Annotated in this window: 18 protein-coding genes; 8 read left to right on the top strand and 10 right to left on the bottom strand. The window is 59.6% G+C overall.

Features of this window, described 5'->3' with window-relative positions; all coding sequences use genetic code 11:
* Positions 1-1551 precede the first annotated feature (1551 nt).
* A complete protein-coding gene (locus tag ABIC03_RS00260; RefSeq protein WP_354054554.1) occupies positions 1552-3186 on the bottom strand; it encodes a hypothetical protein in 1635 nt (544 codons plus the stop codon).
* A 431-nt stretch (positions 3187-3617) separates the two neighbouring features.
* Between ABIC03_RS00260 and tnpA the strand changes: the two genes are divergently transcribed.
* The 3 genes from tnpA (at position 3618) to tnpC (ending at position 6016) form a co-directional block, all read left to right on the top strand.
* Positions 3618-4028: an IS66-like element accessory protein TnpA gene (tnpA, locus tag ABIC03_RS00255; protein ID WP_247405896.1), complete on the top strand. Its 411-nt coding sequence runs from the start codon at positions 3618-3620 to the stop codon at positions 4026-4028.
* A gap of 17 nt (positions 4029-4045) precedes the next feature.
* A complete protein-coding gene (gene tnpB / locus ABIC03_RS00250) occupies positions 4046-4372 on the top strand; it encodes an IS66 family insertion sequence element accessory protein TnpB (protein ID WP_354057453.1) in 327 nt (108 codons plus the stop codon).
* A 72-nt stretch (positions 4373-4444) separates the two neighbouring features.
* On the top strand, positions 4445-6016 hold the full coding sequence (tnpC, locus tag ABIC03_RS00245; protein WP_354054551.1) for an IS66 family transposase: 1572 nt from the start codon (positions 4445-4447) through the stop codon (positions 6014-6016).
* A 234-nt stretch (positions 6017-6250) separates the two neighbouring features.
* Here the strand turns inward: tnpC and ABIC03_RS00240 are convergent, their stop codons facing one another.
* From ABIC03_RS00240 to ABIC03_RS00215, 6 genes are all read right to left on the bottom strand, one after another.
* On the bottom strand, positions 6251-6544 hold the full coding sequence (locus ABIC03_RS00240) for a hypothetical protein (RefSeq protein WP_354054549.1): 294 nt from the start codon (positions 6542-6544) through the stop codon (positions 6251-6253).
* Between the two features lie 145 nt (positions 6545-6689).
* Entirely contained in the window at positions 6690-6926 is a 237-nt protein-coding gene (locus ABIC03_RS00235; RefSeq protein ID WP_247489174.1) for a PilZ domain-containing protein, read from the bottom strand.
* A 505-nt stretch (positions 6927-7431) separates the two neighbouring features.
* On the bottom strand, positions 7432-7842 hold the full coding sequence (locus tag ABIC03_RS00230) for a hypothetical protein (protein ID WP_354054547.1): 411 nt from the start codon (positions 7840-7842) through the stop codon (positions 7432-7434).
* A 2438-nt stretch (positions 7843-10280) separates the two neighbouring features.
* On the bottom strand, positions 10281-10517 hold the full coding sequence (locus ABIC03_RS00225; RefSeq protein WP_085353430.1) for a hypothetical protein: 237 nt from the start codon (positions 10515-10517) through the stop codon (positions 10281-10283).
* 4 nt (positions 10518-10521) lie between these two features.
* Entirely contained in the window at positions 10522-10740 is a 219-nt protein-coding gene (locus ABIC03_RS00220) for a hypothetical protein (protein WP_354054545.1), read from the bottom strand.
* Positions 10741-11894: 1154 nt separating this feature from the next.
* Entirely contained in the window at positions 11895-12512 is a 618-nt protein-coding gene (locus ABIC03_RS00215) for a LabA-like NYN domain-containing protein (protein WP_354054543.1), read from the bottom strand.
* A gap of 478 nt (positions 12513-12990) precedes the next feature.
* Between ABIC03_RS00215 and ABIC03_RS00210 the strand changes: the two genes are divergently transcribed.
* The 4 genes from ABIC03_RS00210 (at position 12991) to ABIC03_RS00195 (ending at position 15170) form a co-directional block, all read left to right on the top strand.
* On the top strand, positions 12991-13221 hold the full coding sequence (locus ABIC03_RS00210; RefSeq protein ID WP_354054541.1) for a DUF305 domain-containing protein: 231 nt from the start codon (positions 12991-12993) through the stop codon (positions 13219-13221).
* Entirely contained in the window at positions 13179-13511 is a 333-nt protein-coding gene (locus tag ABIC03_RS00205) for a DUF4142 domain-containing protein (protein ID WP_354054539.1), read from the top strand. The genes ABIC03_RS00210 and ABIC03_RS00205 overlap by 43 nt, the downstream gene beginning before the upstream one ends.
* A 431-nt stretch (positions 13512-13942) precedes the next feature.
* Positions 13943-14434, top strand: a complete 492-nt coding sequence (locus tag ABIC03_RS00200; RefSeq protein ID WP_354054537.1) for a hypothetical protein — start codon at positions 13943-13945, stop codon at positions 14432-14434.
* A 166-nt stretch (positions 14435-14600) separates the two neighbouring features.
* Complete coding sequence (locus ABIC03_RS00195) at positions 14601-15170, top strand: class I SAM-dependent methyltransferase (RefSeq protein WP_354054535.1); 570 nt, start codon at positions 14601-14603, stop codon at positions 15168-15170.
* Here ABIC03_RS00195 and ABIC03_RS00190 read toward each other — a convergent pair.
* The 3 genes from ABIC03_RS00190 to ABIC03_RS00180 form a co-directional block, all read right to left on the bottom strand.
* The gene (locus ABIC03_RS00190; RefSeq protein WP_354054534.1) at positions 15119-18307 is read right to left on the bottom strand and encodes an adenylate/guanylate cyclase domain-containing protein; all 3189 of its coding nucleotides are present in this window, start codon (positions 18305-18307) and stop codon (positions 15119-15121) included. The two genes, ABIC03_RS00195 and ABIC03_RS00190, sit on opposite strands and share 52 nt — an antisense overlap.
* 1185 nt (positions 18308-19492) lie before the next feature.
* On the bottom strand, positions 19493-20290 hold the full coding sequence (locus tag ABIC03_RS00185) for a tetratricopeptide repeat protein (RefSeq protein ID WP_354054532.1): 798 nt from the start codon (positions 20288-20290) through the stop codon (positions 19493-19495).
* Between the two features lie 23 nt (positions 20291-20313).
* On the bottom strand, positions 20314-20934 hold the full coding sequence (locus tag ABIC03_RS00180) for a FecR family protein (protein ID WP_354054531.1): 621 nt from the start codon (positions 20932-20934) through the stop codon (positions 20314-20316).
* Positions 20935-21230: 296 nt separating this feature from the next.
* Here ABIC03_RS00180 and ABIC03_RS00175 point away from each other — a divergent pair, with 296 nt between their 5' ends.
* Complete coding sequence (locus ABIC03_RS00175) at positions 21231-23447, top strand: VCBS domain-containing protein (RefSeq protein WP_354054529.1); 2217 nt, start codon at positions 21231-21233, stop codon at positions 23445-23447.
* Positions 23448-24027 lie beyond the last annotated feature (580 nt).

Here is a 24027-nt window from a genome sequence, read left to right as displayed (position 1 = left end):
CAACCGTCGTCAAGTCTGTCACGCCGCGAACGACGGTGCCGAACATCGTTTCGGCCGTTACGATCGCGCCGCGGTCGCCTTCCTCGATCGTCATGGACGTTCCTTCGGGAAGCAAAGCGCAACGAAGGATCTTGAGGTCAGGCGGGGAGGAGCCTCGCCGGAGCTGTTCCGTGGCGAAAGCTACGGCGGCCAAGGTGGGGCAAACTAGGGCGCCGTCTGGGCGCGCTTTGCCTGTTCGGACGGTGGTCGGACGAATGCTTTCGGCCGATGTCGCGGTCCCGAGCAGAGCGCCAATTAGGATAGCAATAATATGGGTACGCATAGCGGCATCTTGAACCAAGTGCGGCGTGTCCGTCCATTCCCTTCAGTGGCTTCGCTTGGCCTCGGCCCCCGTTGTAACCCGTCCGCTTTTCTTCAAGGAAGTTATCGCTCCAGAGTCGTGCGTGTGGGGCTTCCCCAGCTTTCTGATGTTTACGCGCTGCCTAAACCTGCTCCTGAGCTCGGTTCGCGGCGGGGTGTAGACCATGCGGAGAGCGAGCGTGCCGAGTTTGATCGATCGGTTTTCCAGAGCAGTTATGAGCAGGCGGCGCATGCGGAGAGGGCATTCCGGGAGGGATTTCAGTCCGACAACACCAGGTTGTGGACTTCGTTCCTCACCCTCAAGTTCACTCCTCCGGGATGTCGGCTCGCTCCCTTCAGGTCAGCACGCGTCGGGGTCCACTTTTGAGGCGATCGAGACAGCAAGAGGACCCCAGATTCAGGGCGGTGAAGCTGGGGCTTTCTTTACGGCTGCCCCTTGGGGAAGGCAGCCACCCTTGGCAACGGGCAGCGTGAAAACTTTACAATCGGCAAGTCGTTCCAGCCCCGTTTCTTCGTCGGCCGCAACTCCAACATTGTTGAGCACGGGGGCACTCACTGGCTTCAGGTCAGGGCGGACGCTCTGGCAGCAGTCTCACTACGAGCGGGCGATCGAGGCTTCGCAGGCGACCGTAGTACAAACTTGGCGCGCCGCTCTGCTTCTTCGACTTGGGATCGGAGATCTTCGAGTTCGGTTAGTTGGGAAGCGAGCTCGTCTAGTCGTTGAGCAAATTGGATTTGGCGAAGTCCCTGCAAATGCGCCTCCCATTCAATCCATCCTGAAAGACTGGAGTAAGGTGCGTGAGTCGGCAGGCGTCATTAAAGGAAGCGAATCTCTATAGCCGGCGCGGCGAGTGTATTTGTTAGTTCCGAACATGAACGCAGCCACCACTTCCCTCCAAGGTGCGCAGCATTCCTTTGGGTAAGCGCACCGCGTGCGGGAATCCTGATGTCCGGTAAGGGCGGTTATCGGACATCAGAAATAGCCGATGCAGCATGTCGCCTAAGGGCCACAACCGGACTCATCTATCGCCGCAACTTCAGGCTTGGTGTTGACCAAGTTGAAAGACATGCATCCCGACGAGAGGGTCCGAGCCCTGCCCGGGAGCCGGTCGTTACTCGATGACCTTGTCGGCCGAAGTAGGAACGAGCTTTGGAACGCATATGCGGTGTGCGGGCGGTGTTAGTATCGGCTCAGGTCAACAGATCGTACTGAGAAGGCGCGAAAATGAAATCTTCAGGCCTGAGCGCTTGCTCGCTAAGCACAACCACGTCGTTGCCCGGACTGAACGTGACCGTGCTCTCGTGCGTGGCAGGATCGAACAGTGAGATGCTCAGATCGCTGAAATTCTCGATGCCGAGCGCAGAGACGTCGATGTGATCGGCGCCCCGATTCGAGAGTCCCTGTCCGAAGTCCTCGACCTTATCGTGCCCGTTATCGAAATCGAACACGAACGTGTCGTTCCCTCCTTGGGCAAAGCCGAGCATCATCTGGGCATCGCCCCAGATGTTATCGTTTCCCGTGCCGCTAACCAGCTCGTCGTTGCCGCCGCGCGCGTAGTCGGACATGGATTGGGCATCGCCGACGAGAATGGTCTCGTAGCTGCCCGCGGCATGCGGATTCGGATCATTGCCGCCGACCAGGGTGTCATTGCCGCCATGCGCGCGGCCCGACATAGTCGACGCATCGCCATATGCTTGATTGATGACCTGGGAGAATACGTTGCCACCGAGATAGGTGTCGTCGCCGCCAACGGCCTGATCGCCCATATTGCCGCCGGCATCGCCGTAGAAGAGATTTTGGTTTTGCGTGCCTGAGGCCTGGAATGTGTCGTTGCCGCCGTGGGCACGACCAGACATGTCGCCCGCGGCGTCGCCATAGAACGTACTTCCCCCCAAGCCGGTCTTGTTGAACGTGTCGTCCCCGCCTTGGGCAGAGCCGGACATGTTCCCGCCAGCATCGCCGGAAAAGACATTTCGGTCGGCGAGTGTTGCGTCGCTAGAGTCGTCGAACGTGTCGTTTCCGCCGGCGGCGGAAGCGGACATGTTTCCACCCGCATCGCCAAAAACGAAATTGAACGGATTAATCCCGCTCACAGCGAAACTATCGTTGCCGCCCGCCGCATGACGGCCCATGTCACCTCCGGCGTCACCATAGAGATAGTTGTTGTACTCTAATCCGGTCGCAGTGAAGCTATCATTGCCGCCGCGGGTATGCCCGAGCAAACCTCCGCCGGCGTCGCCATAGAACACAAAACTGCCATCCGGTCCGATGTGACCAACGAATGTGTCATTACCGCCGACCGCGCGATTGATCAGGTTTCCGCCCGCATCTCCATACACGGTAATTGTTTGATGTGCGCCAGCGGTGACACCGAAGTTGTCGTCACCACCCTGGGACTGACCGGACAATGTTTCGCCAGCGTCGCCATAGGCATTCACCCTCACTCCGGGCGTAAAGGCCAGGGGCAGTTCGACATTGAACATGTCATTGCCCGCAATGGCCCAGTCCGAGATATTGCCTCCAGCATCACCGTACATATCTAGGCTGAAAGTCTCGCCGGGAATCATAGCGGACGCCGGTACTTGAGCGGACAACGTATCGCTGCCGCCCCGCGCATGATCAGAAATGTTTCCGCCCGCATCACCGAATAGGCTTCCAGAGCCGGACGTCAGCAAAGTGTCGCTGCCGCCGATCGCGCGGCCGAGCAAGTCCACGCCAGCATCCCCGAACAGTGTGTTTGTCGGATCGGAACCAACCAGTGTTTGCGCTGCGCCATGCTGTCGTCCCGTGAGTGATCCACTTGTGTCGCCATAGAGAACAGCCATGTGACCCTCCCTCCTGGTTTGCAGGTTGCCGCGGAGATGCGCTCCAATGACTTACAACGTTTCGTTGTTAAAATTAAATCACATTTTCGAACAAATTAAATCAGATACTTAAATGAGGTTCCGGCTGGGTGAGCTGCGGGGGGCGCAACTGAGCCGCTCTATCCAGCCTACATTGGCAATCATGAATACCGGCCAGGCCCCCACGAATTTCCGCTCCGGGGTCACAAGCCGCCGAACTGGCGGCCGGCCGCCGACATGCAGCGACACCGCGCCAACGGAGGCGATGGGCTGCCCGCACCACCGCTTCCGTTCATTATGTGCGCGCCGCCAAAGTCCCCGGCAGCAAAGCAGGCAAGCAGACGGAAGATTTCCTGTATGCTTTCGGTGAAGGCCGCCTTGCCGAATGAGGCGTGTTGTTGAGAACTGTCCTTATGGACAGTGATAGGCGCAGTGGCCAAGTCGAACGGCTCGAAGTAGTGGATACAGGCCGGCGGCGGCGCTGGTCCGAGGATGAGAAGCTCAAGATCGTCCTGGAGAGCTTACAAGCGCCGCGTCAGGTCGCTGCGACGGCGCGGCGATATGGCGTTTCGCGCTCACTGCTGCTGCGATGGCGACGGTCGTTTCGGCCTGAGCCGAAGGATGCCGTCCATCAACCTGGCTTCGTACCGGCGATGGTGGTGGCGGAATCAGGTCCGGCGCCCTGTCCAGTCGCGCCGGCCAGCAGCGGCGGGACGATCGAGATCGAGTTTGCTGCCGGGGCTCGGATGCGGATCACGGGTACGGTCGACGCGGCCACGCTGAAGGCCGCGGTGGCGGTGCTGGCAGATGGACGTCTACGTTGATCCCTATTGCGTCAGGCGTGCGGGTGTGGATTGCGACCGGCCACACCGATATGCGTGGGGGCATGAACTCGCTGGGCTTACTGGTGCAGGAAGGCTTTAAGCGAGATCCGCACGGCGGCGACCTCTATGTGTTCCGTGGCAAAAGCGGCAAGCTGATCAAGATCCTTTGGCACGATGGACTGGGCATGTCGCTTTATGCCAAGCGGCTGGAGCGCGGCCGCTTCCTGTGGCCATCGCCGGCTGATGGCGTCGTGACAATTACCCCAGCCCAGCTTGGCTACCTGCTGGAGGGCATCGACTGGCGGATGCCGCAACATACCTGGCGACCGCAGGCGGCCGGCTGATCGCTGTGATTTGAATCGCCGGCGCGACCAGCAGTTCGGACAGAGACCGCGTCTTGTGATTCTCTGGTCGCGATGGGCGCCGATGATTCTCTTCCTGATGATGTGACTACGCTGCAGGCGATGCTGCTCGCCGAGCGAGCGGCCCAGTTGGCCGCAGAAGCCGAGGCCCATGCGGGGACCTTGTTGATCGAGAAGCTCAAGCTCACGATTAAGAAGCTGCGGCATGAGCAGTTCGGACAGTCCTCCGAGCGAGGCGCATTGCTGGACCAGCTCGAGCTACAGCTCGCCGACCTGGAGGAGAACGCGGCGCAGGCTGAGGCCGCGACGCAGATGGCAGCCGACAAGATTACGGTGCCATCGTTCGAGCGCCGCAAGCCGGCCGGCCGTCCGCTGCCGGAGCATTTGCAGCGGGAGCGCATTGTCTATCCGGTGCCTGCCACCTGCCCATGCTGCGGCGACAGCCGATTGCGCAAAATTGGCGAGGACGTGACCGAGACGCTGGAACTCGTTCCGCGCCAGTGCAAGGTAATCCAGCATGTGCGCGAGAAGCTCGTCTGCCGGGCCTGCGAAGCGATCACCCAGCCGCAGGCTCCTTCGCACCCGATTGCGCGCGGGCGTGCAGGGCCCAAGCTTCTGGCTCATGTCCTGTTCGCCAAGTACGGCCTGCACCTGCCGCTTCATCGTCAGAGCGACGTCTACCAGCGTGAGGGCATCGACCTCGACGTCTCGACGCTCGCGGACTGGGTAGGTGCCTCCGCCGCAAGCCTGATGCCTTTGGTCGATGCGATCCGGAGCCACGTCTTCGCAGCCGAGCGCATCCACGCCGATGACACCACGGTGCCAGTGCTGGCCAAGGGCAAGACCCGGACCGGACGGCTCTGGACCTACGTGCGCGACGACCGTCCGTTTGCCGGCCCAGATCCGCCGGCGGCCGTGTTCTTCTACTCGCCCGATCGTGGCGGTGCGCATCCGGAGCAGCATCTGGCGGGCTACGCCGGACTGATGCAGGCTGACGCCTACGCCGGCTTTGGCAGGCTCTACGAGGCCAATCGCAAGGGCGGCCCGATCATCGAGGCCGCATGCTGGGCGCACGGCAGACGCAAGTTCTTTGATCTGGCACGGCTCAGCAAGGCGCCAATCGCGGCCGAGGCGGTCAAGCGCGTCGATGTTCTGTTCGCTATCGAGCGCGAGATCAACGGACTTCCTGCGCAGGAGCGTCTGCGTGTGCGCCAGGAGCGTAGTCGCCTCCTGATCGGCGAGCTGGAGGTGTGGTTGCGCGAGCAGCGCGCCAAGCTCTCCAGGAACAACGACACGACCAAGGCGATCAATTACTGCCTCAGCCGCTGGGATGCATTTAGCCGCTTCCTTGATGACGGACGGCTTTGCATGTCCAACAATGCTGCTGAACGTGAGGTACGGGCGGTCGCCATCGGGCGAAAAAATTGGACCTTCGCCGGATCCGATCAGGGCGGTCGGCGTGCTGCTGCCATCTACAGCCTCATCGCCACCGCAAAGCTCAACGACGTCGACCCGCAGGCTTGGCTTGCCGACGTGCTGGCGCGCCTACCTGATCACTCTGCCAAGCGCATTGACGAACTGCTGCCTTGGAATTGGCAGCCTCAAAGCGTCGCTCACGCAGCTTGAGCGCGATCAGCCTTCCCGAAAGCGGCCTGCTGGGGCCTTCGCCGGATGCGTACGATTTCCTTCGAGATGAAACAAAAAAATGAGCCCCAGCTCCGGGGGGTATGGGGAAGAGCTGGGGCCCGACTTTATTACCCACTTGGGAATGGGCATCGGGAAAACTTGGTAACCGGCGAGCCGTTCCGACGGCGGCGCCGACAAATAGTTACGTGATCGTGGAGTTCAGGATCACTTACCTCAGGCGTGTGGCAGGCACCGAGTAAGGAGTTGCCGGCGAGCCTGCTTCAGATCGGTCGCCAGTTTTATCTTCTCTCTCAAAACGAGAATTTCTGAATATTCCTTTTGGATCTCTGGGGCGATGCGAAGTGCTTCGAGCTGCCGGGTGGCCAGTTTGAAGATTGCGGCAATATGCGTACCTTGAATGGGGTGCATGGTGATCAATCCGCTGTGGAGAAAAACGGAACGGGACCATACAGCTGCGGTGTCGCTCGAAATAACAGCCAACAATGCTGCCGTTTTTTTGCAGCGCATCACTGCGCTCAGGGCTGGGCGGGTCGCCGTGTTTGGCGATCTAGGCGCCGCAGCATTTCGCTCGACTTCTCCAAGGACAACAAGGCTCCGCTGCAGCATCCCTTTGCCCTAAGATATTCCATCATCCGCACGAGTGGGCGGAGTATCAATAGAATGCGACAGCGATACGTTTTTCTTTGCGCCAGACGACTGAACAGCGACGTGGGTCACCGTCCGGCATGACAGTCAGCGCGAATTCGTCGGGAATCTTTTCATTTCCTGCAATATCAAGGGCGGCACCGTAAACAGAGATGCTGCGGATCAAGCAATTTGCTTTTGAACGGCCGAAGCTGATCGAGCCGGACTTTGGGATGCGTGTCGAATGAGAACTGTTCTGCTCCATAGTTTTTCTCCGAGAAAAGGGTTCGCTCCGCAGAGCGCAAGTCGATTGTCGTCGCACCCGTTCGCTTGAATCTCGGGAGCCGATCCAGCCGGCTCGAATAAATACCATATTAAATGGACCACTGCATTAATTTTTAAATGGAATTGAACGTGGAATTAAGAGAGAGAATTGCGGTGGCTGATAAGCAATTGTACACGCCAGATCGAAAATCGCCCGATGATACGGAAGTAGAGTTCAAGTTTCAGACGATTGCCTAGATAGAGCAGGACATCGCTGCGATAGACACGGGGCTGGAGGCGCTTTTGGGTCTGAGGCCAATTTGACTAACCGGCCAATCCGATGGCGGCGAGTGCGCAAAGAGCCAAGTGCTGCGATCTTTCATCATGGCTGCCCTCGCCTGGGGATCCTCGTCCGCGCTCTGCCTGAGGTCGGAGGAGGTCATCGCTAAGCTTCGCGCCGCCGGCTATTCGCACATCCAGGAACTACCAGCCGGAAAGATAACGACCTATAAGGCCGTTAAGGAAGGCACCGCGCCCCCGCTAATCGTCGACACCACCGGCCAAATCGCAGAGGTGGCGAGATAGCCAGACGGGCAGACGAAGCCAGACGTCTTTACTGGACAGCCTGCGGTTGGCGTCGCGATCTCCATGTCGACGACACGAAACGAGCCATGACTTTCGTAAACGTAGCGAAGGTGCCAGACCGGACCGAGTTCCGGCGAAATGGCGAAGTCGTCCAACGCGCGTGTGATGTTGTGAACGGCATCGCGTCGCCCGATTGGTGCGGAGAACATCGTCTCTATCAGCACGGCCAGGCTCATGCCGCCGACCAGCATGGCTCGTGCAGCTTCGTCGCCGTGAGAAAGCCGGAGGGCGGTCACGATGACGGCAATAGCGTCGGGGTTCTTCAGAGCCACAGCAGGTTCGCTTCGCCAGCAAAAACATGATGCCGGATGCCACCCCTTTCGTGCAAGCGGGATCGATTCACCGCCAAACTGTCCCAAGACACAAATGCCCAGGTTGAGCCGCCCTCGCGAAGCTTCGATCGGCAGTATTGATGACTTTCCTGAGCCGAACGGCCGGGCTGGACACCGCTTTAGCCGCTCTCACCTCCCACTGTGAGGCCGCTAGGACGGGGTATTTTTTAGGGTCATCGGTGCTCGCCGGTTCACGTTGGCGGCCACGGCGAAGGCCGCAGCGGGAGGTTAAATCGCTGCGGCCCGCGCGTGGTCAAATGAAGCCGGGTTAAAAAGACCAAGTGAAATATGCAGCCAGCCCCGGTGCCAAAATTCTGCCGCAGCTTTGTCTCGAATGCAAATATAAATTCTGCGGAACCGAAATCCACTTGGGGTGCACTATGTTCCTAGAACGGAACGATCCTGTTATTCTCCCGAACCGGAGCTTGGCGCGTGCGAAACCACAAGCTAAGCAGTGGACCAGGGGCGAGGTACAGACGCTGATCAAAATGATCAACGGAGGTTCGACCGCGGCTGAGATCGCGACCGAGCTTGGGAGGTATATCGCGTCCGTCAAACGTGTGGCCCGAGACATGGGATTTTTGCTCCGAAGCGAGAGGAGCGCTGCACAGAGACGTAGACGTATAAGTCGCTTGTAGAATCGCTCTATGCTGGCTCAGCCAAACCTTACGGGGAAAGCAGGGAATGGTTAGGCCCGGCGCGTCTTACCGGACAAGGACGCGTCGGGCCGCGAGTGCGTAAACGCGCATTACGCAAGCTGGCAGCGCCTTGTCTTGGGAAAAATTCAGGTTGGCTAGCGAGCGCTTGAGGCTGCGGCTTGAGGCTGCTGAAATCGGTCTGACCTCAGCCCCTCGGTTGCCGCATCCGGCGCACACCAACCGCGGCTCGACATCAGAGAAGCGAACGTGGTCCGGCCCAACGATCGGCCCTTAGTGCAACGTTATGACCGCAATGGCAGTGGACCAGGAGCCGCCGTAAGCTCATCTCGCGCATCTCACCGAAGCTGCCTTCTGAGGCCGCATGCCGGTATCCAAGTGTCGCGGCGGCGAGCGTCAATCGGCCTGGCGCGGCGAGGAATGGTATTAGCTTCAGGTCTTTCCCGTCCCGGGGCCGTTTTTTGGCAAACCTTACCGAAAGCTGAGTCACACACTGAAATGCGCACCCATGAAGGGGTGGCATCGCCCCGAATGTCCGGATTCGATGCTGCCAGTCTAACGGATACCCTTGGTACGGAGCCCGCCGGCTCCTTGAATCCTGGCGCCAAGGGTGGCTCCGGGGCGGGCCGGCGGACCGTCCTTGACGCGGCACGGATGCCTTCTTACGCGGCCGCCCTTCTCGTCATTGGCGCACAAGCTTGGACCGCATACCGGTCAGCATCGTGTAGGCAAGACGCCGCCAGATCAGGTTCATCAGGACTAGCATGTGGTATCCCCGTGTTCGATTCCGCCACTTTCGACCCCCTCTGTTTCAGCAAGATTTCGCGGGGCCGGGAAATGGCTTCGCGCGAGGTCGGGGTCGCGTCCCCGGTGCAGGTCGGGATGGCGGCGAGTTAATTGACACCGCCAGGGGAGGTCTGAGCGATCGGTATCAATAATGGTACGCTGTCGCGGCCGCCCTGCGGGTGGGCGGAAATCTCATTCTCCAATGGCAATCGGAACGCCGCGTCTGATCGTACAGAAATGGAATAGCTGCGGGGGCCAGTCACGCTGGCGGGGCTTTCGGTTTTTGATTAGCTGCGGCACGAGCGGCGCCTTTCAAGGCCGCTTCGATGGTCTTAGGCCGCGTACCTCGGCGGGATCTTCCGCTTTGCTGCTTAGGCGCGGATGATCGGGACACTCTCGTAACTAGCCACAGATCGCTGCGGCAGCTGGCGCATTCATAACGCTTCAGTTCGTAGCCTTTGGTCACGGGGAAAACAGCTTTGAGCAGTCGAGCTTGGCTACAAACGGTGCATCCGGCTTCGCCATTCACGATCGCCTCCCGCAAGCAATTTGGCCGCAATGATCGAAATCAGAACTGAGTCTCGGTTCAGGAGCAATAGCGGCTCACGCTGGCGGGGCCTATTTCGATACAGCCGCCCGGTAGTCGTCCGGAGGTGTAACCGCCGGCCATTGGAATTACCATTCTCACCTTTTGGCGGACCAGCAATGGCGCAAGGCGGTGGCAAGGACAAGGCACCAACCCTCATCTGCAACAGATGTCAGCGTCCAATGGAGTTTCTCGCGTCGCTGCCGGCAATTGCAAACCTGCCCGCCGCCTATGCCTACAGGTGCATGCCCTGCCTGAGAGTTGAAACTATCGTTCTGGGCTGAAGGAAGGCACTGCCGGAGGACTAGAATTTGGGCGGCTGGCGCCACCTGCAACACGTCAACCCTGTGCTATCTCACGTGCATTTTCTCGACGATCGCATAGAGCAGCACGAAGATCGGCAAGAAGACGAAGAACCAAACGGCCTCCGGTTCGTCCCGGGAAAATTCACGGTTCGGATCTGTTTCCGTGCCGAACGGCACAGGTGGCACAGGCGGCTTTGTACGGCTGCGTTTTACCGCTCGGGTTAGCAGCCGTCGAATCGCTGGTTCGTCCGGATCGCTTGCGCGTCGGCTCTGGTTCGTCACGACTTTAGACCGCGAACATCAGCGGGTATTTGCGGACCAGTTCGAGGTCAACATAGCCGGCGGCATTGATCCACTCGTGGGGACAGTAAACGAGCGAGCCAGGGTCGAGCTCCAGGCCATCCGGTTTTATTGCCTCGCGCGTCCCCAGTCGGCCGGCCCATTGTCTCCGTCCGTTTGGATCAGGTCGCATCGCGTCGAACACGGCGGTGTCGTTCTTAGTCATCGCAATTCCAGAGGTGTTGAAACCAATCTTTACGAAATGACCTCAGCTTGCCGCCGGTGTTCTCGCCGACAAGTGACATTCGCTTTTGCAGTTGCTCACTTTAAGCCCGCATAGGTCGTGCTGACCGTCTTCCCTGTCTCACTCGCCGTTGCAGGTTGCCGGAGTTTGGCGAAGGGTGATCCAGAATTGACAGGTGCGGCCGGACCAGCCCCGGCACCCGCGGGCTGCAAGGGTGGCTAGCTGTCTGCTCCTCAGGGTGGATGGGCCGCCAGCATTGGATCGCTCTCTTCGTCGAGTCAGCGCTTGGAGAGGTTTAGGAGGAAGCCCACCATTGGTCGGGGAATGGCTCCAGCAAAGTCCAATCGACTTGATTGTCGTTGTCAGGGGGGCTGGTAGCTCCTGCATTCCCGGTTAGTGGCGCGTGGCGACGGAGGCGAACAGACAAACCGCCCCGTTCGCGACGTCGAACGCGGCGCGACGGTCGATATGTCAAGCGAAATGGAGGCACACCGCGGGCGCTTCGCTCAGCTTCTTCGACCAGATCTCGAAGATCTGCCAACTCTGAGAGCTGAGAAGCGAGTTCGCTAAGTCGTTCGTAAAGGTTTGCGCGAGAGCCTCGCATAATGTCCTCCCCAGCAAAAAAGCACTATCAGGACGGCGTCAGAGCAATTAGCGCGAGAGTAAAAGTAGAAGTTCAATATTTCAGGCTCGGTATCAGGCCTTCTTGAATGCGGTAAAAAGAGAAACGGCTCGGTTCCGGGGGCGAGGGGCCCCGACTGCATTACCCACTCGGGGACAGGCATGGGTTCTCTCCGGAGCCGGCGAAAGATTAAATACCTTTAATACAGGCTTAAATCAATTAAAATTAATAGGTACGCTCACGAAGTGCGACCATTCGGCCCGTTCATTCACTTCTCTACTTCAGGACTCCGCCCTTGGTGGAGGTGCCAAAAGAAAATGACCCCGTAGGGCGGGGATGAGCTGGGCCGACTGCGTTTCCCACTTGGGGCTGGGCGTCGGAAAGCTTGGTAATTGGCGAAGCGTTCCAATCTGGTTTTAGTGGGCTGGGCGCGTGCATCGGCGAGATCGGAGTGGCATCCCGCGACCAGCCTTCACGTTCTGAAATGGGCTGCATAAAAGTGGGTCTCAACAGTCTAGTTGCGTGGATCGTTTCCCTTCGGCTCCTGCAAGAATTTTGGCATGTGTCCACGCGCATCGCGGTCACGAGGGGCGGGGCGTTCGGACGGGTCGCGGCCGAGCTTGGACTGCAGCTCGACGAGGTCGGTGAAGACGTCGGCCTGGCGGCGCAGCTCGTCGGCGATCATCGGCGGCTGACTCGCGATCGTGGAAATCACGGTGACCCGCACGCCGCGGCGCTGAACGGCTTCGACCAGGGAGCGGAAGTCGCCGTCACCCGAGAACAGCACCATCTGGTCGATGTGCTCGGCGAGCTCCATCGCGTTCACGGCGAGCTCGATGTCCATGTTGCCCTTGACCTTGCGGCGGCCGGAGGCGTCGATGAACTCCTTGGTCGCCTTGGTGACCACGGTGTAGCCGTTGTAGTCGAGCCAGTCGATCAGCGGGCGGATCGAGGAGTACTCCTGATCCTCGATGATCGCGGTGTAGTAGAACGCCCGAAGCAGCGTCCCGCGGCTCTGAAACTCCTTCAGCAGGCGCTTGTAATCGATGTCGAAGCCCAGAGTTTTCGCCGTCGCGTAGAGATTGGCTCCGTCGATGAAGAGCGCGATCTTGTCGGTAGAGGAAGGTGACATTCAGTTCACGCTTTCCGTGAAACAGCGCAGATTGAGCTGAAAAGATTGGGACCGCGACACCAAGTCGGTCGCATTCTAGATAGATCGCTAGCGAAGATCTTAGAGTACAGATGGATGCTTTAAGCTCCAACTATTTTCGACCGGGGCTCGAGCTCTGACGATAGCCGAAAGTTGGTCTGTCCGATTTGTAATACATGGCTGCTCGGGCCATCTTCCAGTTGCTGCTGACTGCTCCTTCTCTCAATCGAAGGACATCCAAAGTTGCGTCGGCGCCTTATCATCTACCTGAATGCGAGGAGGGGGCAGGCGATTAGGCCGAGGAGAACATCGCGGCCAATGAGGCGGGTCTGCAATTCGGAGCGGATGAGCGGATAGGACCGGCGCGCGGACTGGTGCACCGAGCAGACCGTTACTGCCGGAAGGACACCAACTTCCGCAGCTGGATAGTTCATCGCCGAACAACCCGCAGGAGTTGGCGATGAACAGAATGCTTGTGTCGCTCGGTACAGCAACCTTGATGGTGATCTCGATTGCCAGCGCATCTGCGAAGGATAAACAAAGTGGAACGTTCCTCAAGAAGACAATCGAGGGCAACTTCGCTGAAATGAGCATGGGAGAGCTGGCGCAGCAGAACGGCCAGAGCGATGCCGTAAGCCATTTGGCAGAATGCTTTCCACAGACCACGCCGCCGCCAATCAAAAGGCTTTAGATGCTGCCCGAGGATTGGGAATCAGCTCACCAACCGGGCCGAATGCGAAGCAAAAAGCCGACCACGACAAGATGTCAAAAATGTCCGGCGCTGGCTTCGATAAGATGTTTGCGGCTCACATGGTGGCAGACCACCAAAAGGACGTCGCCGAGTACAAAAAGGCATTACAAAGTAAGGACGCTGCAGGTGAATATGCTTCCGGCCAGATAGATACATTGCAAAAGCATCTGGACACTGCAGAATCGTTGAAGGCTGGCGGTAATCGAACTGAGGCCGGAAGTGTCAAATAGCCTCTAAACTTGCCAAGCAGGCGAGGCGCCAATTGCCCGCGCCGCTCAGCTTTGCAGTTTGATCTACTTCTTTAGTTTGGAATAGTGAGCTTCGACCGATGGTCGCGACAACGGCCTGAACCTCCTGCAGTTACTCTCAAAGCCGGCCTCTCTTTAGGGCCGTTTTTGCACGACTAAGTCCCGAAGTTGGAAATCGTTGCGCTTGATGTAGATCAATATTGCCCTCGGAGACACACTCCTCTCATACGCCTTCTGGCTAGAGCCATTGGATTTTGGTGAGGGAGATTTCGATCTGGAAGGCGCACTCTCGCGCGCTGGCGGTGGCAAAACCGCGGGGTAGACCGCTCTTTGCCTTGCGATTTATCGGAAATTGAGGTTCAATGTAGGTATCGAACCATCGATCCAATTCTGTTGCTTAGGGAGAGATCGGTATGGGCTCATTCGTTGGTGACGACGACTTATATATCGGCTCGTTTCTAGAGTTGTTTAATCTGAGATTTGGAATTGAGCAGAAAGACAAAGAGTTTGCCTTCGGTGGCGTTACCGAGATGGCAGCCCTACAAAAAGAATTCGAAATCTTCAAGGCGGAGCGGCCCTTCGTTGAAAGTGCGAAGCTGCTGGGACTTGGCGGCCTGCAGAACAACCGCGCGAAGAATCGTTGGTTTGAGCTCCTGAAATGGCTGCAGAAGATACCATCGGACAACGCTGGCGAAAGTGGCGATAAGCGCATCGTCAACGCGCTGATAGACAACCTTGGACCTAAAGGAGCCAAGCTACCATGCTTTATGAGGGCTCATGACTCACGTGACCCGAAGGGATATGGCCTGAAAGTTGTCGTCTTGGTGGGCGACACCCCAATTTTCTACATAACCCGGCCTTACCTGACAATTTCGTTGCCGATGGCACCAAATGTGCCCCCGTAGAAGAACAGCCGTGGGGACCGTCTTTTGCGCTAGGCAGTTTGGGTCCGACCGGGGCGGAAACCTAGACGCTATCTATTCGGGGATCGCTGCTTACTATTCAGCGAGCGCGAAGAAGTTCGGGCCCACGCCCCTCGGCGTGGACTGGACCTGCCAGGCCACGCAGGAGATGCGTTTCGTCCAGCTTCTGAAACTGTGCGATTTCTCCTCGGCATTTTCGTTGAACGATCTGGGTTGCGGTTATGGAGCGCTAGTAAGCTATTTGGGCCGACGCCATCTCCACCCTCCAATTGACTATCTCGGCATAGATGTTTCGGCCAGCATGGTTCGGCAGGCGAGGCAGCTCTGGGATGGTCGGGCAAGGGTGACGTTCGTGCACGGCCATATCGTCCCACGTACGGCGGACTATGCCCTTGCCAGTGGCATCTTCAATGTCGAACTAGGCCAACCTCGGGAAGAATGGGAGAAGTTCATTCGAGAAAGCCTTGACAACTTGCACGAGACCAGCCGGCGTGGCTTTGCCGTCAACTTTATGAAGCGGCTGGGCGGAATACCCGGCCGCGAGGGGCTTTATTACGCTGAACCCGCGGAGTGGGCACGCTACTGCGCCAACAGATTCGGTGCGGCAACGGAGCTGTGCGAAGACTACGGAATGAGGGAGTTTACGTTAATTGTCAGAAAGCGAAATCAAGCTCCAAGTGACAATTGCCGCCGTGCCTCTTCCAATAGCCGTCGATAGATGCTCGCCCCCGTCGTCTCGATTGCGGCTTCAGCGCGGCCCACGAGCTTGGCGGCTTCGTCTGATCTATCTGAATCTTCACTCGCGGCGTAAGCAACCGCTAGTATGATCGTTGCTCGACATTCGGGCAATCGAGTATGGCGATCCTTCGCAAGGTCAATTGCTTCTTTTGCTTTCTCGATCGAAACCTCCCGGGCACCAGAGCGCAATTGATATTCGGCAATACCGGCAAGCATCTCTGGCTCGATCTCCATCGCGACTCTCGCCGCGCGCACAAAATCGATGCCTTCCGAAAGTGACTGAATCGCTGCGCGGTAATTGCCAGCAACCCCGTGCGCAACGCCCATACATGCCAGTGAGTATGCTCGCAAGTACGGGCTCGCTTGACGTGTTGCCAAATCAACGATCCGCTGTGCGTGTGCGATAGCCATTCCCGCATCTCCGACACACCAAGCCAGATCAACGTAGCCTTGATTGGCGATGAACTGCACGGTGGGATCGATCATCGCCGGTTCGATGACAAGAATGCGATCAAAGCAACGGCGCGCCTCGTCAAAACGGCCAAGCCGTACGAGAATTCGGCCGCGGAGGCCCATGATCCAGTGCTCCACTTTGTACCCGAGAAATTGGTGATCGAAATCAGCCACGCTAGAAACACCCGCCAACGCATCATCGCTTGCCGCCAGCGCCTCTCTGAGCAATCCGGCCCACCCATAGGCTTGGCTGAGCGACGCGTTTAGCGTTGCAATTCTACCCGAATCCTGACGCGACGCCGAAAGCGTCAGCGCCTCCTTGACCGCACTGACATATGCATCTGCCTGCCCGCCGCTCGCGCCGGCAATACGCCCCTCAACAAAAAGCAGCATGGGAATCATCGAGTCGTCGATGTCTCGGGCCCACTCGAGCGCTTCCCGGATGAACGGTCTTGCCTGCTCCGAAGTCATGCCCTCTCGCCAACCTAACCAGGCGATCTGGCTATTAGCGACGATAACAAGTTTGTCGCGTTTTGGGCTACGCGGCTCTCCCGCCACTAGCGCGCGCACCTTCTGCCAATGCTTGATGGCCTGTGCCGGACTGGTCGAACCGATCCAGCGCGCGGCACGTGCGGCATACTCGGCGGCGCCAGTTGTTTCTCCCGCTTCTTCGAAATGATGGGATAGTAAGGCAGAGAATTCATCAAGCCGCTCAGGATAAAATTGCTCGACAGCTCTGGCTACCCGAGAATGTAGTGTACTGCGCCTTGCTCGCAGCTGGGTCGAATAGGCGACTTCCTGAATTAGCGGGTGGCGAAAACTGTAGCTTTGGCCATCCTGCCCCCCGCGTGGCTGCAGCATTTCTGCAGTGCAGAGCCGGACCAAGGTAGCTTCCATCTCCACGGCCGGTAGATTTGCGACGGTTTGCAGAACCGCCAATTGAAATTCTTTACCGATAATCGCCGCCATGTGCAGAAGATCGCGCTCAGTTGTGGCGAGCCGATCGATCCGAGCTTGGATTACGGCTTGGACAGTCGCCGGTAAACCGTCGAAGCTGCTGGGAATACCGCGTTGGTAGTCGCCGGGCCTTCCGACTATAGCAACATGCTCTAACAAAGAGCGAATGAGTTCTTCCGCAAAGAAGGGATTGCCTCCACTGCGCTCAGCGATACGCCGCCGGACGTCGCTTAGCTCTTCTCGCTGTCCCACAAGCTCGTCAACAAGCTCATGTGTGTTCATTGGACTTAGCTCGGCAAGCTCGATCTGTCGATATTGTGGGCCCTGCATCCAAGAAGTAAAATATGCCGGGCGGAAATTCACGATCAGCACTGTCTTTGTCCCGATGACAGCGTCAACAAGGGTCGCGACGAATTCTTCGCTCACCTGATCCAGCCAGTGCAAATCTTCGATGATAATGACAGACGCCAGCGCGCCGCGCTGACGCACCATGTGTCGTATGATGTCGAGCAGACGGGCATTGCGGGCCTTCGGGTTGAGCCAAGAGGGGTGCCCCTGACCGTGCTTAACGCCAAGGAAGTCGCAGACCAAGCCAAGGTCCGCATCGAACGTCGATCCAAGTTCGGCGAGACGTGTGGCAATTTGTTTCACCGCGAGGTCCGGATCGTCTTCGGGCGATATATTGAAGTAAGTGGAGCGCAGAAATTCGAGCACAGGCTGCAGAGGGGTCGCTGGGCCATAAGGCTGAGCCCGTGCCTCGAACACGGGAATGAGGCGTGCCCGACACCATTCTGCAAATTCAAAGCAAAGTCGGCTTTTTCCAGTTCCGGGAGCTCCGACTATTCCAGTCACACGCGGTCCTTCAGTTTCCACGGCTGCCAGGGTCCGCTGCAGCAGAATCATTTCCCGATCGCGGCCCCGAAATGTCGCCAGTGTGACGCCGCGGAATTGCTGGCTCGCCACGGCCGGCTTGAGGTTCTTCAACACGTAGAGCTCAATTGGCTCGGGAATACCGCGCAGCCGTCGACGGCCTAGCGAGCCAACATCACAGAACGAACGAACCAAGCGATAGGTGTCATCGGTCAAACAAATTTCGCCTGACTCGGCATTTGCCGGTAGGCGGCTCGCGAGATGTATGGTGAGGCCGTAGGCGCTAGGTTCCGTTAGGGTCTCAAGCAGGGGAGCGTCGGCTACGATCTCGCCGGAATGCAGACCAATGCGAATTGACATTGCGTCTTCTCGAATTCGGAATGCGTCGCGCATGGCCAACGCAGCTTCGCAGGCGAGCAATGCGTGGCCCTCCTGAGCACGAGGGGCGCCAAAGAAGGCAAGAATGCCGTCTCCTAGCGTTCGAACAACGGTGCCGTCGAAACGCTCGATTGACTCGCACATGGTATCGAGTGCAGGTTTGAGACGCTGCATCGCACCTTCAGCGGTGAGGCTAGCGACCATTTCGGTCGAACTAACAAGATCGGCAAACAGTACAGTCACCTGCTTCAGCTCACCGAGAGCAGCCCTGTTTGCCCCCGGGAGGGAATGGGGCCGCCTGACCGCCTGTGCGAGCGATGCTCCGCATCCCCCGCAAAAGGCCGAACCAGACGGGCTGATATGGCTGCAAGTAGGGCATGTCAGCGGCAAGGGCGCACCGCAGCCATGACAGAAACGGTTCGTTGCCGGATTGTGACCGCCGCACCGCTCACAAAGCATGTAGCCCTCTGATGAGCTATCCACGGACCAGGAGGAAATCGCACCTTTGAACTCTTGCGCCAGACCGCCGCCGGGCCATCAACTCGTAACTTGATGGCACCACCTTTGAACTGCCGTCGCAACCGAATTATTGAGATGGAGTGCTGCAATTAGTTATTTCCCGCTACCAGGGGTTGCTGATAGCTGAACCTCGAACGCCAGCTATCAGCTCGCACTGTGGTGCTATACAGCGCGGGCAGTCGAATGTTCAGAATGTGGTCGCAGTCCCGTGTTCTGCTCTTGAGGACCTCTCTGCTCGGAATGGTCGGGATCGTGCTCATCGGGCACATGGCTTGTCGATGAGGCAGTCCCTCCAAGTCGCTGCGGTCAGAGATAGTTGGTACTCATTTCGTGAGCATCATGGGCCTAAACTCGATCGGCCTACCAAGCGTCCTTCTCTGGACACCCATGCGGATCCACCTCTTAGCGGTCAACCGCGTCTTGTGGTTGTGCCTGATCACCGCTCCTCCAAACCGCGATAGCCAAGACGCTTGCGTATCAGCAATTTTCCGACAGGCCGCTTGAAGCCCATAGCGTAGCTATGGTCACTAGCTACAAATAGACGCGCCATGCTTTGGACAACGGACGGCACGAAGAGTGGGGCAGGACGCCTAACAAACCTGAACTCGCACTAGCAGCCTGAACACTTGCGATGGCGTTCGATTAAAGGCTTGGGCCACTCTCGGCGCGAAGCAGACACTTCGTGTAAGCGCAAGGCCGCCGACGGGCCGCAAGCGCATGTTGTGCACTTGGTCGTTCGAGATGGATCGTTCCTTGTGGCGAAGTTTTGCGATCCCTAAACTATTTCTTGAGGGCGAGATGATCAGCAAACGCACCCAAGGATGGGGCATAAAACTGGGTGGTGATCGAGTCGCTGTGCTGGGAGCAAGACGCTGGAATTGGCGAGAAAAGTCCTGCAAAATTGCGCTAAGGCCATGGTAATCGACGTAGCACCGATCAGCGGAGCTACAAAAAAGACGCTGAGGGAGCTTGCGGCAGCTCTTTACGGCATTCCAACTCCACGAAATGGTAAATGGCCGCAGTTCAAGTCCAGCGCGTTGTGCATCGCGTGTGGCTATGAGCTACCACCAGCGCGAGCGTCGCGGCGGCGATGGTCTTCTCCGACGCGCATGCCTTGAGCACGGACTACCGTACGCCGTAGCGCGCGAATTCCTCGACGATGTCGCCCCGGACAGCTTTCGCGGCCGCGACATCGGCTTCTCCCGAAGCCGTCTCGCCGCGGCGGATCTTTGCCCGGCCGCGACCGTACAGCGCGGCGGCGAGCGTGGGGTCGATGCGCAGCGCGGCGTCGTAGTCGGCGATGGCCGCATCGGTCCGTCCAGCCTTGAGGTGGGCGAGCGCGCGGGAATCGTAGGTCGCAGCCGTATGCGCGCCCGACCCGATCGCCTTGTTGCAGGCTTCCACCGCGCCTTGCGGGTCGCCCGTGCTCGCCCGGATCCAGCAAAGGCCGCTCCAAGCCACTTCCATGTCGGCGTTCAGACGAGTCGCGGTGGTGTAGTCGCTTTCGGCGCGTACGAGATCGCCCTTCTTCAGCCAGGCCTCGGCGCGGTTGACCAAGGCGCCGGGGTATGCCGGCTGGAGGGCGATGGCTCGGTCGAAATCCTCCATCGCGGCGTCGTAGTCGCCCATCCTCAGTCTCGCCGCGCCGCGGTTGTTGACGGGCTTGGCGAAGGTCGGATCGATGCCTATGGCCGCGTCGAAGTCGGCGACAGCGCGGTCGTAGTCGACCTTCGCCGCGTAGGCGATGCCGCGGTTGTTGTGGGCCATGGCCAGGGCCTGTGGCCCGCCACGGCCGGCTGCGATGAAGGCCGAGCAGGCCTCGATCCTCCGGTCGGGGGACGAGGCGGCGTTGCAGAGCTCGACGTTCCGGAATTGACCTTCCGGCTTCTGCGCCGACGCGGGGGCGGCCAGCAGCAGGATCATAACTGGCGCCGTCCCAAAGACCTTCAGCATCCCCGGCAGATGCCGAGAGCGCGGTCGGCCCTCCGCTGCCGGGGAGGCGCAACGGTCGGGCCGGCCTTCCGCTTCATGACGGCATCCTTGCCCTCCTCGATCAGGGTGGCGAACTTGACCGTGCCGTCGTCCGAAATCTCGATGTGGGGCGTGGTGCCCCGGATCCCCAACGTCGCCACCGGCGTGTCCACCTTCATGCTCCCGGTCTTGGCGACGCTGCCGGCGACGAAGGTGAAGGTGCCTCTGGTCAGGCTGATCAGGGTTGAATTGTCCTTGCCGTCCGGATCGTAGACGAACTCGCTCATTTCCATGCTGGCGTTACTCGACAGGCTGAAGGAGCTGCCGTCGGCGAAATTGATGCCGAGGCGCCCGTCGGCGCCCGTCCTGACGACGTCGCCCCGATAGACTGGATCGCCGACCTTCGCGCTGACCCCGTCCTCGGACAGTCTCGCCTGCACAACCGCGGCATCGATATGCTCGATCACTGCCTTGCCAGCGACGGTCACGACCTTGCCGATTGGCTTGACGTCCTGCGCCCGAAGCGGCGCAGGCGGATACGCGACTGCAACGAGCAAAAGGCAGAGAAGTCCTGCGACCGTCCTTAGTCCGTGCATGCGTCCGCTCCCGTCCGTGAAGAGCCCGCTTCGGCGGAATGATGGCAGAGCGCGCCCGGCGCACCATACCGCATGTTGTGACCGCCACTCTTTAGTCGCAACGGACGATGGTCCCGACCGCTCAGCGCCAACAAAAGAGCGCATTTGCGCGCACCCAGTCAACATTTCGTGAAGGGGTCTCGGGACGACAAAGCGTAGTCTGGTGCGCAGAACCGGACACCTCGGCGGGTTGACTCACACGCGATCCATGGGTCCGGCCGCTTCGGCGGAAGCGGGCAGCATGCGAGGCGTTCAAGATGTCGCTCGCACGTGTCTTCACCGGTCTTTGGCCGGCGCAGAACCAACGCAGTCCGTCGTCCGTCCGCGGCGGGCGCGCTGTAGAGTCGGCGGTTGTCGCGAGACTCGGATGGGCCGGAGGGCTGTCCTTCGTCGCGTTGATCCTTTCGGCTCTGAAAGAAGCGTGGGCCGCCGATCCCGATCTCGCCCTGTTTGACGACGCCTCCATCACCTACAAGGGCTTCGAGCATGGCACCTTCGAACTCATCACGAAGGAGCCGGTGCCGCGCCACATCATCGTGGACGATCCCGGACAGACGGTCATCCTGAGCAAGACCGGATCGTCCGTCGGCTTCGCGCAGGTCGGCAACAACGCGTCACGGATGGAGGACCTGCAGAGCCAGCAGCAGGACGTGCTTGCCAACTACTCGAAGGACCATGGGCCGGCCGGATCCGGTACGCCTCCGGGCGAAGCGGTCGATCAGGCGCCGCAGCCGATCGATTTCCAGGCACCGGAGGGGCCCAGTCCCCAACATGCCCTTCCCGGGCTGGTGGTGCCGGCCAGCTTCGTGCCGGATGGGCCGTTGATCCATTCGCCACCGACACTGACGCTCGGGTCGGGCCCGGTCGAGATCGACACAGTCGCGTTCGATGAGTTCTCGGCGAGCAGCGGCAGCTTCTCGACCACGAGCTTCGGCTCCGGCACGACCCCGACCTTCGGCATCGCGGGCGCCGCGATCGGCGCTTTCACCGTCGCGGGCGCAAGCTACGACATCGAGAAGGCCGGCTCCTTCGGAATCCTGTACTTGAACAGCGCGACCGGCGCCTACGCCTACGTACCGAACAACGACGCTATCAACGCGCTGAAGGCGCCGAACGCCGACAGCTTCACGATCACGGCGTCCGACGGCTTTGCCTCGGCAAGCCAAACCTTCACGATCGACATCGCCGGCACCGACGACGCGGCAGCGATAAGCGGCGGGACCGGTGGATCCGTCGCCGCGGTTACAATGGACGCCGCCGCGATTGCGGCGGCGTTCATGGCGCACGACGTCCCGACCGCGACCGGCAAGCTCGCCGACACCGACGTCGACGATCCGGCCAACACGTTCACGGCGGTGAGCTCTCCGCATGCTAGCGACAAAGGCTACGGCAGCTTCACGATGACGTCCGACGGGCACTGGACGTACGCGCTGGATCCCGCCAGCGCCGCGGTGCTGGCGCTTACGGCGTACCAGACCCTGACCGACACCTTCACCGTCACCACGATCGGCGGCACGCCGCAGATTGTCATGGTGACCATCCAAGGCGCCGACGATCCGGCCGTCATCTCCGGGGACACGCATGGTCGTGTGGTCGAAGCAGGCGGCGTCCACGATTCCGCGCAGGGCGTCCCAACCGCGTGCGGCCTTCTGACCGCCACCGACGTCGACGGCCCGTCGAACGCGTTCGATCCCGTCAAATGTCCAGAGCCGAGCGACCACGGTTACGGCAGCTTCACCATGACCGCGGACGGGCACTGGACCTTCGCGCTCGACAACGGCAATTGCGCGGTGCAGGCGCTGAACGCAGGTCAGTCGCTGATTGACGATTTCACCGTGAGGGCCGCGGACGGTACGGCGCAGACGGTGGCGGTCACCATCGAGGGCAGCAACGACGCCGCAGTCGTCTGCGGCGATATTTGCGGACGCGTGACCGAGCCAAGCAACTCCTGCGAGCCCCCGCCACGCGCCAGCGGCACCTTGTCCGACAGGGACGTCGACAATCCCGACGACACCTTCACGGCCACGACATGCCCGCAGGCGAGCGACCACGGCTACGGCAGTTTCACGATGACGACCTGCGGCACGTGGACATACGTGCTCGACCCCGACGACCCGGAGGTCCAGGCCCTGAGGCCTTGCGACGCGCTGACCGACACCTTCACCGTGACCACGATCGACGGCACGCCGCAGATCGTGACCGTGGTCATCCAGGGCGCCGACGACCAAGGCTTTCGCAACCGGGCCGAGCCCGCGTTCCATTTCGAGGCGGGTTTTGAACAACAGCATGCGAACCCGACGTCCCCGGCGGTTGCTTCCTCGGTCCCCGTCGCCGCCCTCGGTCCGGAGCACGATTCCGCCGCGGCCGCATGGTCCTATCGGGCCGATGCAACGCCGGAGGGTTGGCGTTTCGACGAGCAGGAGGCTGCTGGCCAAGGCGGACACCTACCTTTCCAACACGATCTGATCCTCTGAGAGCCGCCGACGCCTTCGTCGCGTCCGGGCGGATTGACGGTTTCCGGAGGCGCTCCCATGGTTGCGCCGATCACATTCAAGGACCCGCACCGCCATCAGTTGTACGGCCATCAAGAGCCATGAAAGGGCGCACTTTCATGTCCGCTCCCAAGCACCATAATGAGTCATTGTAACCTCCAAGGTATACTCGGAAGGCGACAGGAGCAGCACTCGCAGGATTCCCGATGTCCGTTCCGGGTCGCACGCCGCCGATCACGCCGAAGGTGGGAGACTTCCGCTTTGCGTTGGTAAGCCGACCTTTATGAGTACACGTCCTAGAACAGGCTGAGGATGGACCCCTCCATGAGCATCGCTAGGCCAGAGTGATCAGGATCATTCCGAGAATGACCTTCCAACATCGGAACCACCAAAATCATCCTCTTCATGGATTACAACCGCCGATTCTTAGTCACGCGCCCTCTGGCATGCGAGGCGTCGTTTGATATTCGCGTTGCGGAGGGAGAAGCCCGATGCGCCTGGTATGAATTATTCTCTGCGGGTACCTGACGGTCTGGCTGTCTTCCACGCTGATCTCTTGACG

It is taken from the genome of Bradyrhizobium sp. RT6a, from assembly GCF_040547675.1.
GTDB lineage: Bacteria > Pseudomonadota > Alphaproteobacteria > Rhizobiales > Xanthobacteraceae > Bradyrhizobium.
Note: the sequence above shows the minus strand (reverse complement) of the source record. Positions and strands in the feature narration are given on the sequence as shown.

What these genes read in the sequence shown, in the direction of transcription:
- ABIC03_RS00195 (WP_354054535.1), top strand. Translation starts at nt 14,601, where the DNA reads ATGCGTTTCGTCCAGCTTCTGAAACTGTGCGATTTCTCCTCGGCATTT.
- ABIC03_RS00260 (WP_354054554.1), bottom strand. Translation starts at nt 3,186, where the DNA reads ATGGCTGTTCTCTATGGCGACACAAGTGGATCACTCACGGGACGACAG.
- ABIC03_RS00235 (WP_247489174.1), bottom strand. Translation starts at nt 6,926, where the DNA reads ATGGAGCAGAACAGTTCTCATTCGACACGCATCCCAAAGTCCGGCTCG.
- tnpC (WP_354054551.1), top strand. Translation starts at nt 4,445, where the DNA reads ATGGGCGCCGATGATTCTCTTCCTGATGATGTGACTACGCTGCAGGCG.
- ABIC03_RS00200 (WP_354054537.1), top strand. Translation starts at nt 13,943, where the DNA reads ATGGGCTCATTCGTTGGTGACGACGACTTATATATCGGCTCGTTTCTA.
- tnpA (WP_247405896.1), top strand. Translation starts at nt 3,618, where the DNA reads ATGGACAGTGATAGGCGCAGTGGCCAAGTCGAACGGCTCGAAGTAGTG.
- ABIC03_RS00210 (WP_354054541.1), top strand. Translation starts at nt 12,991, where the DNA reads ATGAACAGAATGCTTGTGTCGCTCGGTACAGCAACCTTGATGGTGATC.
- ABIC03_RS00205 (WP_354054539.1), top strand. Translation starts at nt 13,179, where the DNA reads ATGCTTTCCACAGACCACGCCGCCGCCAATCAAAAGGCTTTAGATGCT.
- ABIC03_RS00215 (WP_354054543.1), bottom strand. Translation starts at nt 12,512, where the DNA reads ATGTCACCTTCCTCTACCGACAAGATCGCGCTCTTCATCGACGGAGCC.
- ABIC03_RS00220 (WP_354054545.1), bottom strand. Translation starts at nt 10,740, where the DNA reads ATGACTAAGAACGACACCGCCGTGTTCGACGCGATGCGACCTGATCCA.
- ABIC03_RS00175 (WP_354054529.1), top strand. Translation starts at nt 21,231, where the DNA reads ATGTCGCTCGCACGTGTCTTCACCGGTCTTTGGCCGGCGCAGAACCAA.
- ABIC03_RS00190 (WP_354054534.1), bottom strand. Translation starts at nt 18,307, where the DNA reads ATGCTTTGTGAGCGGTGCGGCGGTCACAATCCGGCAACGAACCGTTTC.
- ABIC03_RS00240 (WP_354054549.1), bottom strand. Translation starts at nt 6,544, where the DNA reads ATGCGCTGCAAAAAAACGGCAGCATTGTTGGCTGTTATTTCGAGCGAC.
- ABIC03_RS00185 (WP_354054532.1), bottom strand. Translation starts at nt 20,290, where the DNA reads ATGATCCTGCTGCTGGCCGCCCCCGCGTCGGCGCAGAAGCCGGAAGGT.
- ABIC03_RS00180 (WP_354054531.1), bottom strand. Translation starts at nt 20,934, where the DNA reads ATGCACGGACTAAGGACGGTCGCAGGACTTCTCTGCCTTTTGCTCGTT.